General features: G+C 66.0%; 10 protein-coding genes. 5 read left to right on the forward strand and 5 right to left on the reverse strand.

Going from position 1 to position 16,819, the window contains the following annotated elements:
- Positions 1-194 precede the first annotated feature (194 nt).
- Entirely contained in the window at positions 195-3,365 is a 3,171-nt protein-coding gene (locus tag ACGFNJ_RS23445) for a hypothetical protein (protein WP_393451820.1), read from the forward strand.
- A gap of 2,764 nt (positions 3,366-6,129) precedes the next feature.
- On the opposite strand, the gene ACGFNJ_RS23450 is transcribed toward ACGFNJ_RS23445, so the two are convergent.
- The 5 genes from ACGFNJ_RS23450 to ACGFNJ_RS23470 form a co-directional block, all read right to left on the reverse strand.
- Positions 6,130-8,274, reverse strand: a complete 2,145-nt coding sequence (locus tag ACGFNJ_RS23450) for an MMPL family transporter (protein ID WP_393451823.1) — start codon at positions 8,272-8,274, stop codon at positions 6,130-6,132.
- A 36-nt stretch (positions 8,275-8,310) separates the two neighbouring features.
- Positions 8,311-8,739, reverse strand: a complete 429-nt coding sequence (locus tag ACGFNJ_RS23455; RefSeq protein WP_069165347.1) for an EXLDI protein — start codon at positions 8,737-8,739, stop codon at positions 8,311-8,313.
- A gap of 525 nt (positions 8,740-9,264) precedes the next feature.
- The gene (locus ACGFNJ_RS23460; RefSeq protein WP_393451826.1) at positions 9,265-10,428 is read right to left on the reverse strand and encodes an MFS transporter; all 1,164 of its coding nucleotides are present in this window, start codon (positions 10,426-10,428) and stop codon (positions 9,265-9,267) included.
- A gap of 146 nt (positions 10,429-10,574) precedes the next feature.
- Entirely contained in the window at positions 10,575-10,958 is a 384-nt protein-coding gene (locus tag ACGFNJ_RS23465; protein ID WP_393451829.1) for a hypothetical protein, read from the reverse strand.
- Between the two features lie 197 nt (positions 10,959-11,155).
- Complete coding sequence (locus ACGFNJ_RS23470; protein ID WP_393451832.1) at positions 11,156-11,971, reverse strand: phosphatase; 816 nt, start codon at positions 11,969-11,971, stop codon at positions 11,156-11,158.
- 245 nt (positions 11,972-12,216) lie between these two features.
- On the opposite strand from ACGFNJ_RS23470, the gene efeU reads away from it, so the two are divergent.
- From efeU to ACGFNJ_RS23490, 4 genes are all read left to right on the forward strand, one after another.
- Positions 12,217-13,110: an iron uptake transporter permease EfeU gene (gene efeU, locus ACGFNJ_RS23475; protein WP_393451835.1), complete on the forward strand. Its 894-nt coding sequence runs from the start codon at positions 12,217-12,219 to the stop codon at positions 13,108-13,110.
- 23 nt (positions 13,111-13,133) lie between these two features.
- Complete coding sequence (gene efeO, locus ACGFNJ_RS23480) at positions 13,134-14,348, forward strand: iron uptake system protein EfeO (protein ID WP_393451838.1); 1,215 nt, start codon at positions 13,134-13,136, stop codon at positions 14,346-14,348.
- A 24-nt stretch (positions 14,349-14,372) separates the two neighbouring features.
- Positions 14,373-15,692, forward strand: a complete 1,320-nt coding sequence (gene efeB / locus ACGFNJ_RS23485; RefSeq protein ID WP_393451841.1) for an iron uptake transporter deferrochelatase/peroxidase subunit — start codon at positions 14,373-14,375, stop codon at positions 15,690-15,692.
- A 312-nt stretch (positions 15,693-16,004) separates the two neighbouring features.
- Complete coding sequence (locus tag ACGFNJ_RS23490) at positions 16,005-16,757, forward strand: ABC transporter permease (protein ID WP_393451844.1); 753 nt, start codon at positions 16,005-16,007, stop codon at positions 16,755-16,757.
- Positions 16,758-16,819: the final 62 nt, after the last annotated feature.

A 16,819-nucleotide genomic window follows, 5' to 3' on the forward strand; every position in this document is an offset into this window, starting at 1 on the left:
TTTTCGAGGCGCGCGCTCGGCGGCGTGTTGCCCGAATCGGCGTGTCACAAGATCACCCGAGGACAACCGAATATTCGCACGGGTTTTCGAGCGTCGGCATTGACCTCGGACTGCGGTCGGTCTAATCTCACTCCGATCACACATATGTTCGAGCAAGTAGGTCTGACTGACGATCTGCTCCGGGAAGGCTCGCGATGCGCGACGAACAATCGACCGGTAGTTCCGAGATCGCCGCGTTGGCGCAGCGGGTCGAGACAGCTCGCGGGAAATTGCCGCTGCAACATGATTCCGCACTTTTCGAAGTGATGTCCGAGGGCGAGATCGCGGCGGAACGTGAACTCGCGGAATGGGTTCGGGCCCAGCGGCGCAAGCAGCGGCGGCGGGCGGTCGAGGAAGAGCTGGCCGCCGAGAAGCGAGACCGGCAGAGCGCGGCGAACATTCGACGAGCCGACGAGGCAGACGCGCGCTGGCATCGGCGAGCGCTCGCGGCCCGGCGGCGGGTGTCCAGTGAGGATGCGCGGCTGGCGCAGCTGTACAAGCGGGCCGAATGGTCGTCGCGGGCACTGATCGCCGTCGTCGTGCTCGGCATGGTGTGGGCCGGCGTCAACGTGCAGCACAACCTGGTGCCGAGCGGCGACATGTCCGACCCGCTGTACTGGTTGAGCTACGGCATCGAAGCGATGATCTCGATCCCGATCATCACCATCATGGTCGCCGCGACCACCGCAGCGCGCTGGGGACGCGAACTGGCCCGCGGCAAGGTGATTTTCTTCGAAACCGCACTGCTCGGCACCACCATCGCACTCAACGCAGGCCCACACCTGACCTCCGGCGCCTACGGCCGCGCCGCCGAATACGCGATCGCCCCCGTGATGGTCGGCGTCGTGATCTGGTTGCACGCTTGGGTTTCCGCGCGCTACGCGCTGCTCATCGACGGAGCGCCGGTAGTCGACCATGAGCCGGTGCGCCGAGTCAGCACGGACCGCGACGCGCGCATCGGGATGACCCTCGACATGGCAACCAACCAGTGGGTGCTCGGCCATGCCGAGAACGATCGATTCTCGCCGACGTACGGCGACACGAGCCTGGGTATGCCCACGGCAGCAACGCGATCCGACCACCATCCGGGCGCGGTTGCGGCGGAACGCCTCGAGCACGCCGACTCTCCGGCCACCAACGGACACGCAGTGCCATCGTTCTCCACCAACACGACCGACCTCTCGCAGCTCCCCGCGTTCCCTCGCACCGCGTCGGAGCACGCCCACCCGGCAACGAACGGCCACACGGTGCACACGTTTTCGGACACCACCGTGCCCCAGCTGCCCGGCCAGCCGATAACTACCGACAACCTCACCACCAACGGACACGCCGGTCCGCCCTTCCCCCGTGACCTCATACACCAGCTGGCCGGCGAGCCGATGACTACCGGCAATGTCGCTACCAACGGACAAGCCGGTCCGCCTCTTGCACGTGACCTCGTGCACCAGCTGGCCGACGAGCCCGCGACCAACGCCGAAGCCGCCGCCAATGGCCGTGCCGGGCAGTCGTTCTCTGGCGACATCGCCCACCGGACCAACGGGCACTCGCCTCGCACCAGCCAGCCATCGGAAGACGCCCACCCGGCGACCAACGGGCATGCCGGGCGCTCGTTCCCGCGTGACACCGCGCAGCCGCTGCCCGACGGACCCACGACAAGCGACAAGATCGCGACCAACGGGCACGCAGGACAGTCGTTTTCGGACAGCGCCGCCCACCAGATCAACGGGCACTCGCACACCAACCAGCCAACAGAAGCTGCCCGCCCGACCACCAACGGGCATGCGGGACAGTCGTTCTCGGATAGTCGGGCGGCGGCGTCCGGGCATACCGCCCACCAGATCAACGGGCACTCGCCGCACACCAGCCAGCCGTCGGAAGACGCCCACTCGCCGACCAACGGTCACGCCGCACGTTTCGTACCGGGTGAAGGCCGTCGTCTCGCGGACGAGCTCATCGCCGTCGAGTCGGACCAGCGCACCACCAACGATCCAGTGGCTCAGCCGTTCTCGGCCGCCAACGGGCGTCCGGTGCCGATGGCTGCCCACGGCACGCAGCATGATGACGGCGCTTCCTCGACCAATGGGCATGCCGTTCAGTCCTTTCCGCTCGATCAGCCGAACGGCAGGGCGGACATGGACAGTGTGCAGACGCCGCTGAGCATGGCATTCGTGGTCGACGAAGCGTCGGCGACGCCCGATGCGCGCACCACACGGAACGGCGACGACGGGGCCGTGAGCGCCGCAACCAACAGTCACACCGGAGACGAGCGCGCCGCGACCAACGGTCACAACGGGGCGGGGCGCATCACAACCAACGGCCACCCTGGATACGAGCGCACTACAACGAACGATCACACCGGACACGAGCACGTCACGGCCAACGGCCACGACGGGGCGGGGCGCATCACGACCAACGGTCACAACGGGGCCGAGCGCACCGCAACCAACGGCCGCTCCGGAGACGAGCGCATCACAACGAACGCTCACGACGAGGACGATCGCGCCGCAACGAACGATCACACCGGAGATGAGCGGTCCACAACAAATGGCCACGCTGGGGTGGGGCGTGCAGCGGTCAACAGCCGTTGGAACAACGGGGGATCCGGTGACGGCGCGCCAAACAATGGCAACGCGGCGAATGGGCGGGCGCTGTCGACGAATGGGCATGCTGGGCCGAAAAGCAATGCTGTCCAGCAGTTTCCGCTGAGCGAGGCACCGCGCGAGCGGCAGCGGACCGAGCCGACCGCTGCGGCGGACGCCCCGCTCGGCGACGAGCCAGAAGAGCCTCACCCTGGCGACCCCATTCGCAAGGCTGCCGCGACGATCGCCGACACCGTAGCCCAGGCGATCTCGGGCGACACCGGCTCCCGGCCTGCCGGCTCGCGGGGCAAGTCGCCCGCCGCCAGTGCCGGTCGCATCAGCGACGCCGAGATCGAACAGCTGGTGTTCGAGGAGGTCCTCGCCCCGCCCGGACCCCGGCCGCACCTCGAGCCCGCCCGGCCTGCCGAGCCAGTCCGCGTGGCCGCGGCCACGCGCGTCGTCGCCGAACCACCCCCCGTCGCCGAACTCGACGATGAGGACCTGGATGACGAAGACGACGAGGACACCCTCGACGAGGACAACGAGATCTCGGCCATCGCCCGCGAAATCGTCCGCCGCCGGTGGTCGAACCTGCCGGTCGAGCAACTCGCCGAAATCCTGGTGCTCGCCGACGAATCCTGGCCCACCCCCGGCATCGCCAACGAAGTAGGCGTATCGCGGGCCGCCGTATCCCGCGCACTGGAAGCCGCCATCAAGGTCCGCAGGCCCTACGCGATCAGCGGATAGGTGAAATCGCCGAGATCCGTTGCAAGGCCAGCAGGCTCTCGAGACCTACCGTCTCGGCTGCACTTTCGGGTTTGGGACAGGCGGGCACGGCCAGGCGCCAACGGCCCGAAGGTCGGCCGAAGACGGCACCCGCCCTATGCCGCCGTCGATGAATAGGCCGAACCCTCCGTCGCGTCCCGCTCGGTGAGATGCGCTCTCGCGAGTGGTACATGGTGGAGGTGACACGCCGCAAACGCCTCCACCATGTACCACTCGTGAACCGCTACCCGCACGAACGGGACATGGCTGCACCGACTCTCGCGCCGAAACCAGTTTGAGACGGCAAGCCTCGCATCGGCGTGAGAGAAGTGGTTGCTGAGCCTGTCGGCGTGAGAGAAGTGGTTGCCGAGCCGCCTTGAGCGGTAGTCGAATGGTTGCCGAGCTTTAGTGGCGTGAGAGAAGTGGTTGCTGAACCTGATTGGCGTGAGTGAAGGGGTTGCGACGCGTGTCGCGACATGCGCCTTTTCTCTCACGTCAACGCTTCAAGATCGCTGTGAAGCTTGCTGAGCCGGACCACTGTCCGATGATCGGGGCGGTTGCCGCCCGTGTTGACGGGAGTGAAGTGGTTGTTGACCCGTTGACGGGAGTGAAATGGTTGCTGACCGTCGTTGGCGGGAGTCCTATGGTTGCCGTGCGCCTGAAAACGGCCACCATATGACTCCCGTCAACCTCCCTCGAGATCACTTCCCCGAAAAGATCTTTGGACCGGACCACAGCCAAGCAACCCGCCCTGGGACGAGAGAACGCGTGAGCGACTGCGGAGGTCAGCCGGGTACGGCACACGACGCCACCACGCTATCCAGTGCAAACCCCGAAACTGTCCCGCTCGCCAGGAAACCGTTCAACCCGCGGATAAACCACCACCCCAAACGCAACACGCCCTGACCAAAGCCGCACTCACCCAAAGCCGCGTCCGTCCGGGCTGAGTTGGTCTGACACCGCGCCGCTTTGGGCTCGGCGAAGGCAAAGATTTCCCCGACTCCACGGTCTCCTGTGAGTACGGCATCTCGGTGTGTGCACCGGATTAGCGTGGTCGCTTCGCCTGCCGTACCCGGCTGACCTCCGCAGTCGATCACCCGTCGTCTTGTCCCAGCCGGTTACTTGGCTGTGCTCCCGTTTCGAGAACTTTCAAGATCAAAGATGTCGAATGTTCAGGCACACCAATGGGTTCTGCCATCCGCTCGGTTCGTCCTGGCGCACTTGACGTACAGAACATGCACCTGACCCATGCCGCAGCGTGGGTCAAGAGCGCAATTCCTACGTCAAGTCACGTGCGAGCTCGGGGTTCACGGCTGACGGGCTCGAATCCGCACTGGTTCTGTGGATTCGCACTGGTTGTGGGCTGCCAGAACGGGTGTGGATCCACAGAACGAGTGCGGATGCACAGCAGGGGTGCGGATTTCGGTGTTGGGGCGGGGCTGGCCGCGGTTGCCGGCCTCAGGGGTACCTGCGATCCCGGTATGTGCGATCGCAGGGGGTGTTTGCTTGCCGAGTGGGAATTGGCGGCGGGGGCTTCGGGCGATGCCGCCGCCAGTTCCCAGCGATCAATCGACCAACTCCAGAACCGGTGCGGATCCACAGTAGGAGTGCGGATTTTCGGTGTTGGGGCACGGCTAGCCGCGCGCGCCGGTCTCGGAGAGACCTGCGATCCCGACATCTGGGATCAGAAGGTTGGTTTCGCGGTGAGAGGGCACTGGTGGCGGGGGCCTCTCGGGCGATGCCGCCATCAGTGCCTCGTGATCAGTCGACCAACTCGAGGCGTAGTGCAGGGTTGGGGCCGGGGGTGAATTTGAGGTAGTTGCGATCGCGTTCACCGGCTCCACCGCGACCGGCAAGCGGAGCATGGCCGCCGCGGCCGACACCTCACCCCGGTGCTGCTGGAATGTGGCGGCAAGGACGCGGTGATCATCGGCGCGATTTGTGGGCCGCGTAGGGCTGCGGTCGGTTGGCTCCAACAACCGCGGCTTGGTGGGCCGCGTAGGGCTGCGGTCGGTTGACTCCAACAACCGCGGCTTGGTGGGCCACGTGAAGCTGCGATCGGTTGACTCCAACAACCGCGGCTTGGTGGGCCACGCGAAGCTGCGATCGGTTGACTCCAACAACCGCGGCTTGGTGGGCCACGCGAAGCTGCGATCGGTTGACTCCAACAACCGCGGCTTGGTGGGCCGCGTAGGGCTGCGGTCGGTTGGCGCGAACGACCGTGGTTTGCACACGTCGCAGGTGACCGGGAGCTGGACGGCGGCTGCGGAGTGCAGCGGGATGTACGGCTGGGACCTGTCAGCCTCCGCCGCCGCAGCTGCTCCCGCCGCCGCAGCTACTTCCGCTGCTCGAGCCGCTGTCGCCGGAACCGCTGGAGCTACTGTCAGCGGCGGAGCTGCTCACATCACTTCCACTGCCGTGGTCGCTGAAATTTCCACCACCACAGCTGCTTCCGCTGCCGATGGTGTCTCCGAGAGAACTGCCGAGGTCAGCACTGGTGCCCGCATCCCAGGTGCGTCGACGGTCCGCGGCGGCCGTTCTCGAGCCGCCCCATCGGACGAACCCCACAATGACCGCGGCGATACCGATCACCACCACAAAGACTGTCATAGGCGCACCGTAACCCTTGATCGTCATCGAGGCGCGGTACTTATTGTGGCCAGCGGGTGAACAGCGAAAAGGCCGGCACTCCGAATAGTCCGGAGCGCCAGCCCTTTCCTAACTTAGGCCCGCATGCGAGCCATGCTCACGGAGCCGCTGTCGAATACTCGCCCTCGCGAACGGTTTTCGATCCATTCGACTTCTCATCTCCATGCCCGGGCCACCAGGCGCGGTGTCCGAGCAGCGCGGTCAGCGCCGGAGTGAAGAACATCGCCATGACGAATGCTGCGATGGCGATGCCGACCGAGATGGCGAAGCCCATCTGCGACAGCACGTTGTTGCCTGCCAACATCATCGAGGCGAAGGTGCCTGCGAGGATGACGCCCGCCGCCGCGACCGTCGGCCCGGTGTGCCGCAGGCTCAGTGCCGCAGCCTGCCTCGGGTTGTGGCCTTCTCGGGCTTCTTCCCGCAACCGCGCCACCATCAGGATGTTGTAGTCGGTGCCGAGCGCGACCACGAACAGGTACATGATCACCGGCAGTGTGAAGATCAGGCCGGAGTTCCCCTGAATGTGCTGGAACACCAGCACTGCGGCGCCGAGCGTCGCGACGAAGCCGAGGAACACCGACGCCATCAGGTACCACGGTGCGACCAGACTGCGCAGCAGCAAGCCGAGCACGATCATGATCAGGATCGCGGCCACCGGGAACACGATGCGGTAGTCGTGGTTCATCGCGTCTTGGAAGTCGACGAACACCGCGCTGATGCCGCCGACCACCGCCGTCGTGCCTGCGGGCGCTGCCCCGTGCACGGCGTCCCGCAGCGGGCCACGGACTGTCTCCAGTGCGGCGTCCGACTCCGGTACGGAGTTGAGCGTCACCTGGAACGCGGCAGTTGTCTTGTCCCCGGACAATATCGGCTCCGACACCTGCCCCACGCCGGGCACCTGCGTGAGCGTCGTACGGAACGCAGCCAACTGATCGCCTGCCAGCGCGCCCTCGGACGTACGGATCAGCACGTCGGTCGGCTGGGTGGCGCCTGCGGGCATGCCCTTCAGCAGTTCCTTGTTGTAGACAACCGATTCGGAACTGTCCGACGTCGAGCCCGAGGTGAGGTCGAAGGTCGGGTTGAAGCCGACCGCGACGATGCCGAGCGCGATCAGGATCCCACCGGAGACCACGGCAAACACGGCGGGACGCTTGCCGAGCGCGGCGCCGAGCGCGGTGAACCGTGCACCCTTCGGTTCCGACTGCCACGCTTTGGACGGCCAGAACACCTTGGTGCCCAACAGCGAAACGATGGCGGGGATCAGCGTGAGCCCGGCCAGCAGCGCCATCGCGACGGCGATCGCCAGCGCCGGGCCCAGCGCACGGAACATGCCGAGCGTCGAGAGCGTCAGCGCCATGAACGCGATGATCACCGCGCCCGCCGCGGACGTGATCGCCTCACCGACCCTGGTGACCGCGTTGACCATGGCGGTCTTCGGATCATCGCCTGCCCGCAGCCGTTCCCGGTAGCGGAACATCAGGAACAGGATGTAGTCGGTGCCGACGCCGTACAGCACGACGAGCAGGATGGCGTTCACCGAGGTGTCCACCTGGAGGTCGAATGCCTTGGCCACCATGGCGATAAGTCCGTTGACCACCATGGAGACCGCCCCGATAGTGAGGATCGGCAGCAGCGCGATCACCGGGCTGCGGAAGATGAGGAGCAGCAGCACGAGGATCAGCACGATGGTCGCGACGCCAACGATGGCAAGGCCTTTCGTGCTCGACTCCTGCTGATCCAGGAATTGCGCGGCCGAACCGGTGATGCCTGCCTTCAGGTCGGTGTCACGGACCTGATCTTTCAGCACGGTGCGCAGTTCCTTGACCGCGTCGGTCTGTTTGGTGTCGCCCGCGCTGGTCACCTTCGTCATCTGCACCGCGATGATCTGGATGAGCCGATTGTCCGACGGCGGCACCGGCTGTAGTCCGGTGACGTCCTTGATGTTCGCCGCGGCCAGCGTCGCGCCGACCTCGCCGATCTTCGCGGTATCGGAGCCGCTCAGTGGCGCGCCGTCGGCCCTGGCGAAGACGATGATCGCCGCCGGTGCCGCGCTCTGCGGAAATGCCTGCTGCTGCAGTTGCATTGCTTGAATCGACTCATAGTGCGAAGGCAGGAACTCGGCTTGGTCGGTGGTGGATTTGAGTTCCGGCGCGGCCGCCACCACGCCGATGATGATCAGCAGCCACAGGCCGATCACTTTCCACGGGTGGTGGACAACCAGTTGCCCCAGTCGAGCGAACATGTGGGAGAAGTCCTTTCGGTATCCGAGCCGTCCGGCTCAGATGTCGAGATCCTCGACGGACGGGTGCTCGGTCACGTCGACGACGGCGCGATATACCTTGGCCGGTACTCGTTCACGCAATTCGTCGAGCGAATCCACTACCTCCAGTGTGTAGTCGCCCCAACCCAGATCGTCCAGATCGAGCACATTGCGCCAGTTTTTCCAGTCCTTGATCAGGGTGGTGACCACCGAGTAGTCCGACCACTCCGCGGACTGCCGGTGCACCGCGTATTTCCCTTTCTTGCTGAGGTAGACGCGAAACGCTTCGAGCCCTTCCTTGGTGAACTGCCGCGACTCACCCACCAGCCGACCCGCGAACCGCTGCCTGCGCCGCCCGCCGGGCCCCACCTTCAGCTCGACCTCCGGGTACTCGTCCCCCTTCGTCAACTCGACCACCGCACCGACCTGTGTCGATTCGTTCTCCATGACAACTCCATCCATGAGCGAATGCGCATGCGCGCATAGATCTACTAGCGACGGGTCGCCTCTGCGTTCCCGCCGTCTCAGCCGATCTCCAGTTATCCGATACCCCCGAGCCACCACTCCGCAGCCCGTTGCAGTCACTATAAGTAGATGTATACGTATAACGCAAGACCCAGTTCCGGAGCGCTCGGCAGACCCGAACATCTCGACGTGCACAGCACAAAATGCCCGATCCGACCTCCCATTCGGCCGTATCGCAGCGTGCTCGATACCCGCCCGGTTGATTCAAGCCGCAGGAGTGGTCCGGTCGACTGGCCGGCGCAGGCCGCAGGGGCGGTCCGGTCGGTCCACTGGGCCACTACAGGCCGCAGGGCGGTCCGGTCGACTGGGCCGGTTCAGGCCGCAGGATGGTCCGGCCCGCTGGCCGGTTCAGGCCGCAGGATGGTCCGGCCCGCTGGCCGGTTCAGGCCGCAGGACGGTCCGGTCCGCTGGCCGGTTCAGGCTCCCTGCCAACTCAAAGCAACGGGTTCACGCTTGGGCAGCTCCCACCGGTTCCGGCACATCGGTCGGGTGGCGGCGGGATCGAAGCGCGAGAAGGAGGGGCAGTCCGAGGCCGACGCCCAGGCCTAGAGCCGCCGCAGCGCCGAAGCCCGCGGGAAAGCCGCCCGCATCGATCGCGACACCGGCGAGCGAGCTGCCGATACCGTTGCCGAGAGTGAGTGCGGCACTGTGCCAGCCGATCGCTTCGCCACGGCCGCCTTCGGGGACGATCCGGCTCATCTGATCGATGGACGCGGTAATCGTTGGGGCGCAAAACAATCCGGCGATGAGACCGGTGATCGCAAGGGAGATCGGGCCGACCGCGAAGGCCATCGGCAGGGTGACGACGCCAAGTCCGGCCAACAGCAGATAGGTGGAGATCTTGCGACGCAGGGCACCGTAGGTGAGGCCGCCGACGACCGACCCGAACCCCCACACGGCCAAGACCACCCCGAGCAAGGGCTGTGCCTCGAACTCGCGGATAGCGGAAACGAAGGTCAGTTCGGAGCCGGCGAGCACAGCGATGGCCGCGCTCGCACCGATGCACAGTGCGACGAACTCGAAGCGGAACCAGCTGCGCCGCGGGACGGAGTTCGCGCTGTCGGTGTGCTCAGCGGAGCGCAGCGGCGGGTTGTATATCCAGAGCAGGATGCCCGCGAGCACCAAAGTCATTTGCACGCAGAACAACACCGTCGTCGTCGACCAGATCCCCGCGGCGGCGACACCGACGATCGGGCCGATCATGAAGGCGCATTCGACGGACACCGCTTCCAACGCGAGCGCGGGCTGCCGGTTCTGCTCGGTCGTCGCGGCGATGACGGCCTGGCGCACCACGGTGAAGATCGGGACATCGAACAGTCCGGCGATCGCGGCCAGAATGAGCAGCGGAACGTAGTCGACGAACGGCGCGATCGACCAGCACACCGCGCCGATCAGGATGGACGGCGCGATCGTGCGGCGCAGACCGAATCGGTCGAGGAGCCGCCCGCGCCACGGACCGCTCAGCGCGATGCACACGGTGACGATCGTGCTCAGCGCACCGGCCTGCACGTACGAACCGTCCAGCGTCTGCACGACGTGCAGCGCGAGCAACACGGCCCCTGCGAAAAACGGAATGCGGACCAGCGCCCCGAGCAGAAGGATATTGCGCACTGCCGCGCTCGAGAGAACCACCCGGTATGACCGCACGATCCGAGCTTGTCACCCCGGACGCGCGGTCGCCACCGAATTTATCCCATGAATTCAGTGATCCAGACAATATTCCAATGAGCAAGCGGCTGTGCCGATTTCGACCACGATCAGTCGGCCACCGCTGCGACAATTGCCGCGACAACGACAAGTGCGAGAGCGACAAGGTCGACGTGCACGATGCGCCGAGACTTGGCGGTGAGACCGCTCATGCCCGACAGCATCGCGAACACGATGAACGACGTCATGCTGATGACCGCCGCGCCGATCACCACCGGCCGCACCGACGCCACGACGGCGCCGACGAGCAACCCGACGCCCACCGTGGCGAGCAGGATCGCCCGGTGCCGCAACAGCAAGGTCAGATCCGGTCCGGCAGCACGGGTTCCGTAGAACGCGCCCGCCCGCCGCGGCGACAACGCCACCACACCGGGCCAGATGTGGATCGCGCCCACGATCACCAGCAGCAGCCGCACGACGATGTCGATCAGCACGAGCACCCTCCTTCATCTCGATCTCCTGCCAGCATCGTGGCGAGAAGAGGGGTGGCGCTTCCGGAAACGTGCGGTCGCTAGGGGCTGGATCGTCGCCGGACGAGGCGCCGGAGGAGCCGATACCGGGTTGTATCGGCGACGACGACACGGCCGGGCCGCGATCCAGCCCCGGTGCCGGTTGGGCTTCAACACCGGCGCTAAGCGCCGAGCCCGGCCCGATCGAGGAGGAATTCGGTCATCGGCCCGTAGTACTCCGGCAGGACACCATCATCGATCGGCACCGTGACCAGAATCTTTCCTTCCGCCCGCCCGACGAACAGCGCGGGATCGTTGGAGTCGGCGAACCCGACAGTGTCGATGCCTGCCTCGCCCGCCGCACCGGCCCACCCGTGGTCGGCGATCACCAGATCCGGCCACTCGGTGCCGCCGCGCAGTTCGGCGAGCATGGCTCGCATCGCGTCCGGATCATGGGTGTGTTTCAGCCTGCCGCCGGTGCCGACCGCGGCGACGCCGGAGGTGTAGACGATCTCGCGGGTCCGCGGCCCGGTGTGCGTGACAACCGGATACGACCATCCGGCCGCAGGCGTGAGCACCGTGCACCCGGCAGTCCGCAACGCATCCTCGACGGTCCGGTACACGCCCATCAGTGCGCCGGGATGTCCGGTCGCCAACAGCACCTTTTCCCGGTTCCGCGCCGCCTGCCCGATCCGCTCCCCCATCGTTTCCAGCGCGTCGAGCGTCAGGTCCGCGTCGATGGTGTCCTGTCCGTGCGTGTACGCCGGATCGGGATTGACTCCGCACAGTCCGACCATCGTGTCCAGCGTCTCGCGGAACGTCCAGTCCCGTAGCACCAATCCGAATTGAAAACCGGGATCCTTGGCGACCATCCGTCGACAGTGCTCGAGATTTCCCTCCCGGGGTGTCGCCACGTCGCCGGCGATCCGGGTCTTCAACAAATGCTTCCGCAACAGCACCCGGTCATAAGACTGCCCAGGTCGCGAGACAAACCCCACGCGCCGACCTCCCGCCGTTCGCTACGCCACCGACCACCCAAGCCAACCAGACTTCGGCCTCGATCTCACCCCTCGAATTGCCGTCAGGCGCAACGCTGTCGGTGTTCGCCGATTTTGTGTCGCCGAATCAGCGCACTCCGGGGGGCTATCTCTGGACCGGGTAGTTGTACTCTTACGCAATCACACCTAGGACAGGCTTGCCTACTTCATAGTTGTCGTAGGTGACGCGCATAGAACGAGGTGATGTGGGAGTGTTTCTCGCGGTATCGACGCCCACAGTAGCGACGCAGCTGTTCGGCAGCGGGCTGATCGGCCTGCGCGAAGGTCTGGAAACCGGGATCGTGGTGATGATCCTCGCCGCCTTCCTGGTGAAATCCGACCGTCGCGACAGCCTCAAATGGCTGTGGCTCGGAGTCGGTGCGGCCGTGCTGATGGTGCTCGCGATCTTCGCCGGAATTCACTACGGCACCTCGACGGTCAGCGGCCTGGCCGCCGAAGCCGTCGCCGGTGTCGCCTCGCTCGTCGCGGTGGTCATCGTCACCGCCATGGTGCTGTGGATGCGCGGCGCCGCCACACACATCTCCAAAGATCTCCGCGCGGGAATGTCGCACGCCACCGAGGTGGGCGGGCTCGCGGTGCTGTCGCTGTCGTTCCTGGCCGTCGGCCGCGAAGGCGTCGAGACCGCGCTGCTGATGGTCGGATACGCCGAGAACACCTCCGGTAGCAGTTGGCCGTTGCTCGGCTTGCTGCTCGGCATCCTTGTCGCCGTCGTCGTGACCATTGCCTTGTACTTCGGCGCCGTCCGGGTGAATCTCGCCAAGTTCTTCACCTACACCGGAGCGCTGCTCGTGGTCGTGGCCGCGGGAATTCTCGCCTACGGTATTCGCGCAATTCAGACGGTCGGCTGGTTGCCCGGCGGCGCCAACGTCGCCTTCGATATCAGCGGCTTCTACGACCAATCATCTTGGTACGGCAGCACATTGGCCGGACTGTTCAATATCCGGCCCGACCCGACCGTCCTACAGGTCATCGCGTGGTCGGTGTATCTGGTGGTGGTGATGACGCTGTTCCTGCGTCCGCGCCGCACCGATTCCGCGGACTCGTCTCCCGCGCCGCACGATCGGATTCCGGCAGCGTGATCGCCGGCATGAAAGGAAAAACAGTGAGACCGAACATTTCCCGTCAGGCGGGCGCCGCCGTAAGCCTCCTGGTGTCGGTGCCGGTGCTGCTGGTCGCGTGCACGGCCAAAACCGACTCGAGCGGCGGTATCGGGGTGACTTCCACCGAGTCCGCGTGCGAATTGTCCACCAGCAAAGCCTCGACGGGAACGGTGACCTTCAACGTCACCAACAACGGGTCGAAGGTCACCGAGTTCTATGTCTTCGGCAAGAACAATCGAGTGCTCGGCGAGGTCGAGAACATCGGCCCCGGCGTCACCGGCAAGCTGGTCGTCGACATTACCGACCCGGGACAGTACGAGACGGCGTGCAAACCGGGCATGGTCGGCAACGGAATCCGCCAGACCCTCGAGGTGACCGGTGAGCAGAAGTCGAAGTCCGACGCCCCCGACGATGTCGAGCAGGCCAAACAGCGCTACCTCGAATACGTGCGTGGACAACTCGACGGCTTGGTCGCGCAGACCACCACCTTCACGACCGCGGTGAAATCCGGTGACCTGGCCGCGGCTCGCGCCCAGTTCGGGCTGACCCGCACCTTCTACGAACGCATCGAACCCGTGGCCGAATCGTTCGCCGACCTCGATCCAGCGCTCGATATGCGCTGGGACGACACCGAAAACGGCACGCAGCCGTTCACCGGATTCCATCGCATCGAGCGATTCCTGTGGACGCCGCAGCAAAGCCAGGTCGGCGAGAAGCCCGACAGCATCTCCCAGGCGGACCTGGACCACGCGAAGGCCGACACCAAGGCAGAGATCGACAAGGCCGCAGATGCGTTGCTGGCCAACGCGACCGCGCTGCGCGACGAGGTGAGCAAGCCCGACTTCACCTTCGAAACCCAGTCGTTCGTGAAGGGCCCGCAGGCGTTGGTCGACGAAGTCGCCGCGACCAAGGTCGGCGGCGAGGAAGACCGCTACTCCCGCACCGACCTGTGGGATTTCGCCGCCAACATCGACGGCTCGGAAACCTTGATCGCCGAACTGCAGCCGATGATCACCGCGAAGAACGCGGCGCTCATGGACAAGATCACCGCGCAGTTCCAGGCGGTCCGCGACAGCATCAACAAATACCGTCAAGGTGACGGCTATGTCTCCTACGACACGGTGACCGCACTGCAGCGCAAGGAGATGTCCGACAAGATCGACGCACTGTCCGCGAGCCTGAGCCAGGTTCCCGCCCTCGTGCTCGGTCAGCAGTAGTACCGCAAGAAAGAAGGTCTGGCGATGACCGAAGAATCCGTGGCTGCAGCCGAGCGTGAACCCCAATCGCGAAGAGTGTCACGTCGCGCCCTGCTCGGCGCGGCCGCGGGCGCCGGAGTGGTCGTCGGGGCCGCGGGCAGTGCCGCCGTCCAAGGATCGAGCCTGTCCTCGGACGGCAGCCTCGGCGACCTCGTCATCCCGTTCCGGGGTGCGCGGCAAGCAGGCATCACCACCGCCGTGCAAGACCGGCTGCACTTCGCCGCGTTCGACGTGATCACCCGATCCAAGAGCGAGCTCGTCGACCTGCTCAAGCGGTGGACGCTCGCCGCCGAACGGATGGTGCAGGGACAGGAGACCGTCGAGGGTGGCGCGGTCGGGCACGGAAAGCGGTTGCCGCCACCGGATACCGGTGAGGCACTTGGCTTGTCGCCGTCGTCGTTGACGCTGACAGTGGGATTCGGGCCAGGACTGTTCGGGCCGACCGCGGCCGTGCCGACCCGGGCCGACCGCTTCGGTTTGGCACGGCATCGGCCCGCCGGGCTCGAAGAGCTGCCGATCTTCGCCAAAGACGCCATCGAGCCGTCGCGCAGTGATGGTGATCTGTGCGTGCAAGCCTGTGCCGACGATCCGCAAGTGGCCGTGCACGCCATCCGCAACCTGGCGCGCATGGGTGTCGGCATCGTCAGCGTGCGCTGGTCGCAGCTCGGGTTCGGCCGCACCTCGAGCACCACCCGAGGGCAGCAGACGCCGCGAAACATGTTCGGGTTCAAGGACGGTACCGCCAACCTGAAAGCCGAGGACACCGGGCTACTCGACCGGTGGGTGTGGGTAAACGAAGCCGACAATCCGCCGGAAGCGCAGTGGCTCACCGGCGGAAGCTATCTGGTGGCACGGCGTATTCGCATGGACATCGAGCCATGGGATCGGGCCTCGCTGGTCGAGCAGGAAGACATCATCGGGCGCACGAAAGGCGTTGGGGCACCGCAAGGTAAGGACGCGGAGTTCGACACACCCGACTTCGTCATGACGTCGAGCGGGACCCCGATCATCGCCAAGGACGCACACGTGCGGCTCGCCCACCCCGACAACCTCGCCGGTGTCCAGCTGCTGCGACGCGGGTACAACTTCACCGACGGCTCCGACGGTTTCGGACATCTCGACGCAGGGTTGTTCTTCATCGCCTACTGCCGCAACGCCCACACCCAATTCGTGCCCATGCAGCGCGAATTGGCGAACAAGGACGCGATGATGGAGTACATCACCCACACCGGGTCCGCCCTGTTCGCCTGCCCGCCCGGGCTCGGCGGCGGCGAATGGTGGGGACAGCGGCTGTTCGAATCCTGACGGGTCGGTTGCCCGGCTGCCCGCGCACGCTGGCGGAAAGCGGTCGGATAGCGGAAGCTCGGCTCGCACACCGCGGCGATGTGGTGCGTATCGGCGGACCTGCCGGGCGACCAGAGCGTTGTCGTGGATCGGTCCACCGAACGAGCAACTGGCGACGCGCTGGGGGCTGGATCGACCGCTGGCACCTGACCTGATCACAGGGAAGTGCGCACATGAACGCGGTGGCGCCGCCGCATGCCGCTCCCTGTGGGGACGACGGGCGCATGACGGGGCGACCGTCCGCATCTGACCCGATCGTGGGAAAGTGCGCACGTGAATGCGGTGGCGACGCCAGGGGTTGGCCTGGCGATTCTGTGTGTGGCGTTGGTGGCCGCTGCGGCGGCGGTGTATTGGGTGGCGCAGCTCGGTCCGATCAGTGTCGCGCCGTGGGCGGCGACGCGGGCGGTCGTGCAGCTGGCAGTGGTCGCCTCGGTGCTCGCGGCGGCGTTGGCACATTTGTGGTCGTCGATGCTGGTGCTGCTGGTCATGTTCGCGGCTGCGGCGTTCACCGCGGCCCGCCGGGCCGGCGCGGGGTGGTCGGCGGCGTGGCTGACGCTGGGTCTCGGAGCCGGACTGGTCGCCACGATCCCGCCGATGATCCTCAGCGGTGTGGTTCCGTTGGCCGGGGTCGCCGTGGTTCCGGTCGGCGGAATCATCCTGGGCGGCACCATGACCGGGACCTCACTGGCCGCCCGGCGTGCCCTTGACGCACTGACCGAACGCCGCGGCGAAGTGGAGGCGGCGCTGAGCCTGGGTTTCACCGAGCGCGACGCTCGATTGGAGATCATCCGTGCGACCGCAACCGATGCGTTGCTGCCCGGCGTCGATCAGACCCGAACCGTCGGATTGGTAACGCTGCCAGGCGCTTTCGTCGGCGTCCTCGTCGCCAGCGGCTCCGCAGCCCAAGCCGCTGCCGTACAGGTACTGGTCCTGTTGGGCTTGCTCCTCGCCCAGTCCTGCGCAGTAGCAACCACGATCGAACTGGTCGCCCGCGGCCGAGTCGGCCGAACCCACCACCATCCCTAGAAACCGCCCGGCACACAGTAGGAACCACTGCCGTTACTCCACCACCTAGCGGCGCGACCGGA

It is taken from the genome of Nocardia sp. NPDC049149 (genome assembly GCF_043197455.1).
Classification (GTDB): Bacteria; Actinomycetota; Actinomycetes; order Mycobacteriales; family Mycobacteriaceae; genus Nocardia.